This is a genomic window from Acidocella sp. (assembly GCF_052326845.1).
In the GTDB taxonomy this organism is placed as follows: Bacteria; Pseudomonadota; Alphaproteobacteria; order Acetobacterales; family Acetobacteraceae; genus Acidocella.
In genome coordinates this window covers 1-3,306 of the sequence record NZ_JBKQJR010000089.1, presented here as the reverse complement: position 1 = coordinate 3,306, position 3,306 = coordinate 1, and the positions used below count along the sequence as shown (strand labels likewise).

The 3,306-nt window shown below is 68.3% G+C and carries 3 protein-coding genes and 1 pseudogene; 1 reads left to right on the top strand and 3 read right to left on the bottom strand.

The window, feature by feature from the left end; translation table 11 throughout:
- Positions 1-173: 173 nt before the first annotated feature.
- The 3 genes from galE to ACLPJJ_RS06000 are packed head-to-tail and all read right to left on the bottom strand — an operon-like array spanning position 174 to position 3,098.
- Positions 174-1,187 (bottom strand): UDP-glucose 4-epimerase GalE, encoded by a 1,014-nt coding sequence (galE, locus tag ACLPJJ_RS06010; RefSeq protein ID WP_443590043.1) that lies wholly within the window; start codon positions 1,185-1,187, stop codon positions 174-176.
- Position 1,188: 1 nt separating this feature from the next.
- A complete protein-coding gene (locus tag ACLPJJ_RS06005; RefSeq protein WP_443590042.1) occupies positions 1,189-2,793 on the bottom strand; it encodes a heparinase II/III family protein in 1,605 nt (534 codons plus the stop codon).
- Positions 2,790-3,098, bottom strand: a complete 309-nt coding sequence (locus ACLPJJ_RS06000) for a hypothetical protein (protein ID WP_443590041.1) — start codon at positions 3,096-3,098, stop codon at positions 2,790-2,792. The genes ACLPJJ_RS06005 and ACLPJJ_RS06000 overlap by 4 nt, the downstream gene beginning before the upstream one ends.
- Between ACLPJJ_RS06000 and ACLPJJ_RS05995 the strand changes: the two are divergent.
- Positions 3,048-3,306, top strand: a pseudogene (locus ACLPJJ_RS05995) (ribulose-phosphate 3-epimerase); the annotation flags it as partial. The gene ACLPJJ_RS06000 and the pseudogene ACLPJJ_RS05995 overlap by 51 nt on opposite strands.

Sequence of the window (3,306 nt, the reverse complement as noted above, 5' to 3'; positions counted from 1 at the left end):
CCAGAGATTCCGGCAGGAGCAGCCTCTGCGCTCGGTCGCGACCTGAGATGTGCGTCATGATGCCAGATTCTACCGCGCCTCATGCCGCGCCGGAATCCGTTTCGGTAGAGTTTTCACACGGTCTGCTTAAATTCTGCACCAGCAAAACGGGTTATCCCGGAACGACCTAGCCCCTAAACATCATTAACCCCGTCCCGCTTCGCCTGCCAGCGCCAGGAATCGCGGCACATATCCTCGACATTCAGCTTCGCCTTCCAGCCGAATGTGGCTTCCGCCAGCGCCGGGTTGGCATAATACGAAGCGACGTCACCCGGGCGGCGCGGGGCGATGACCAGCGGGATTTCCCGCCCCGTGGCGGTCTCGAACGCTTTCACCAGTTGCAGCACGGAGGTGCCTTCACCCGTGCCGAGATTTACCGTCACCGAAACGTCATTCGCGCAGATATGCTCCAGCGCCAGGGCATGCGCCTCGGCGAGGTCCACGACATGGATATAATCCCGCACGCCGGTGCCGTCGGGCGTGTCGTAATCATTGCCGAACACGTTGAGATGCGGGCGCTGCCCGGTCGCCACCTGGGTCACGTAGGGCATCAGGTTGTTCGGCACGCCGCGCGGGGTTTCGCCGATCGCAGCACTTGGATGCGCCCCCACCGGGTTGAAGTAGCGCAGATTGGCGGCGGCCTTCAGCTTGCCGGTGCGGGCGAGGTCGCGGATCAGGTCCTCCATCACCAGCTTGGTGCGGCCATAGATGTTCTCCACCCGCGTCGGAAAATTCTCCAGAATGGGGGAGCTGTCCGGCTGGCCGTACACGGTGGCGGAGGAGGAGAACACGATGCGCGCCACGCCGCATTCCTGCATGGCCTGGAGCAGGCGGATCGTGCCGATGATGTTCATGTCGTAATACAGCAGCGGGTCGGCCTCTGACTCTCCCACCGCCTTCAGCGCCGCGAAATGGATCACCGCATCCACCGGATGCGCCTTCAGCGCCGCCACCACGGCCTGGGTGTCGCGGATATCGGCCTCGATAACCGGCATTTTCTGCCCGGTCAGGCGTTCCAGCCGCGCCGGAACGTCGCGCTCCGCGTTGGCGAAATTGTCGAGGATGACGACCTCATGCCCGCGCGCGGCGAGCGCGGCGGCGGTGTGCGAGCCGATATACCCGGCGCCGCCGGTTAGAAGAACACGCATCTTAAATCCTTGTGAGAGTCCACTTTACGTGCTGCGGCCCGTCCTGGTGCCCGGCGAGCACGATCTGCTCCGCCCGGCGCGGTTCGGTCTGGCCGAAATACACACTTTCCTCGATGCGGATGGGCACGCCCTCGGCCCGCAGGCGGAAGCCCAGCCCCGCAGGCGTGCGCAGCAGCACGGCCTCGTTATCCTGCTGCAGGCTGGCGGTGACATTGGGGTGCAGATGGAAGCGGATGGTGAAGGGCTGCGGGTTCTTCGCCTCGATCAGGTCTTCGCCCTGCAATTCGTCGCCGGTTTCCGCCAGCATCAGGCGGCGATGGTGAATGGCGCCGAACAGCTTGCCCCAGCCGTCATGGTTGGCCTCGATCCAGTGCACCCCGCCGTAATCCTGCCGGGCTGCATGCACATGCGCGGGACGGCGGCCAAGCCCGGTTTCGCGCACCTCGGCGGAGGAGACATCGGCGATGGTGAGCGTGGAGTGCGCCGCGGTGCCGCGCAGGACGGCGGACCATTCGCCCGCCAGCGCCGGGGCGGCGCCGCAATTCACGATCAGCCGCTCCTTGCCGTAGGAGAATTCGAAGCCGAGCGTCCCGGCATGGGCGAAGCGGTCCAGCCCCGGGGCGGCGGGAGGCCCGGCATCGATGAACAGCAGGGCCTTGGCGGCGGGGATGCGGTACAGCCCGCAGGCGGCAAGCGGCGCCAGGGCTCCGCGCGCCCGCCCGGCCTGGGCCAGCACGAGGTCGATGAGGCCGGGCAGTTCCTCCTTGGCGCCGTTGAACAGGACCAGCCCGCCATCGCCATGGCGCAGGCTGCGCATGGCGGCGGCGGCGCGGTCTATGGTGGTGAGCAGCTCCGCCGGGGGCGGGACATTGGCGGCTTGCAGCAGAGCGCGCAGCTCGGTGAGGTCCTGCAGCGCGGCGAGATGCGCCGCCGGGCTGCGCTCGACATGGCAGCCATCGGCAAAGAACTGGCGGGCCAGCTCCGGGGTGAGGAATTTCAGCACGCGCGGCAGGTAGGGGGCGTGCTCCGGCATGGCGATGGCGGCGGCGGCCAGGCCCTTCAGCGCGGTAAGGGCGCGCTGGTCCAGCAGCTCGGGCGGCAGTGCCGCTGAGAGGTTGCGCGCATCCTGCACCAGGCGGTGCATCAGCCGCTGGCGGAAATCGTCATCGGCCGAAGCGGCGAAGAAATCGTAATGCCCCAGCCAGGCGGCGAGCCGCGCGCCGGTGACGTCCGGCGTGCTCGCCCGCAGGTCCAGCGGGTGCGTGTCCATGAAGTCCGAGACCAAAGCGCGGGCGCGGGAGCGGGCGGCATCGGTGCCCAGGGCGCGCAGGTCGCGCAGCCAAGTGAAGCCGTGCAGATGCGCGCGCACCAGCGAGGAGGTATTGGCGGCGGAGAAAATCTCCGGCGGCATGGCCAGCACGGCCCCGCCGAATTCCAGCTCGGCCTTCACCAGCCTGGCGCCGCGGCGCGGGTCGCCTGGCCAGGGGTCGCGCAGGCTGAGCGCCGGGGCATCCGGCGCGTGCGTGGTGCGCAGGTTCTGCAGCCGGTTCAGCAGGGTGCGCGCCTGCCGCCCGAAGCTGGCGGGACGCTTCTCGCCCTGGTTCATCCGCCGCTGGCCACGGGGGCTTGCACCGGGCGGGGCCCGGCGGCGCGCAGCGCGTTGATGGCGGCGGCGTAGTCCGGCGCGCCGTACACGGCGGTACCGGCGATCAGGCAGTCAGCCCCGGCTTGCACCACCAGCGGCGCGGTCTTGGGCGTGATGCCGCCATCGATCTGCAGGACGATGTCCCGCCCGGTCTCGTCGATCATCTCGCGCAGCCTGGCGATTTTCGTCAGCTGCGAGCCGAGGAAGGCCTGCCCGCCGAAGCCGGGGCGGACAACATCTCCGTGCACCCGGAATCCGGGCCGCATCTGCACCGCACGCTCCAGCTCATCCGTTCGCTCGGCAAGAAGGCCGGCGTGGTGCTCAACCCCGCCACTCCGGTGCAGACCGTGGAGAACGTGCTCGACCTCACCGACATCATCATGGTGATGACCGTGAACCCCGGCTTCGGCGGGCAGGCCTTCCTCGGCTCGCAGCTGACGAAAATCGCCAGGCTGCGCGAGATGATCGACGAGA

Coding starts and splice junctions, on each gene's coding strand:
- galE (WP_443590043.1), bottom strand. CDS start 1,187: ATGCGTGTTCTTCTAACCGGCGGCGCCGGGTATATCGGCTCGCACACC.
- ACLPJJ_RS06000 (WP_443590041.1), bottom strand. CDS start 3,098: ATGCGGCCCGGATTCCGGGTGCACGGAGATGTTGTCCGCCCCGGCTTC.
- ACLPJJ_RS06005 (WP_443590042.1), bottom strand. CDS start 2,793: ATGAACCAGGGCGAGAAGCGTCCCGCCAGCTTCGGGCGGCAGGCGCGC.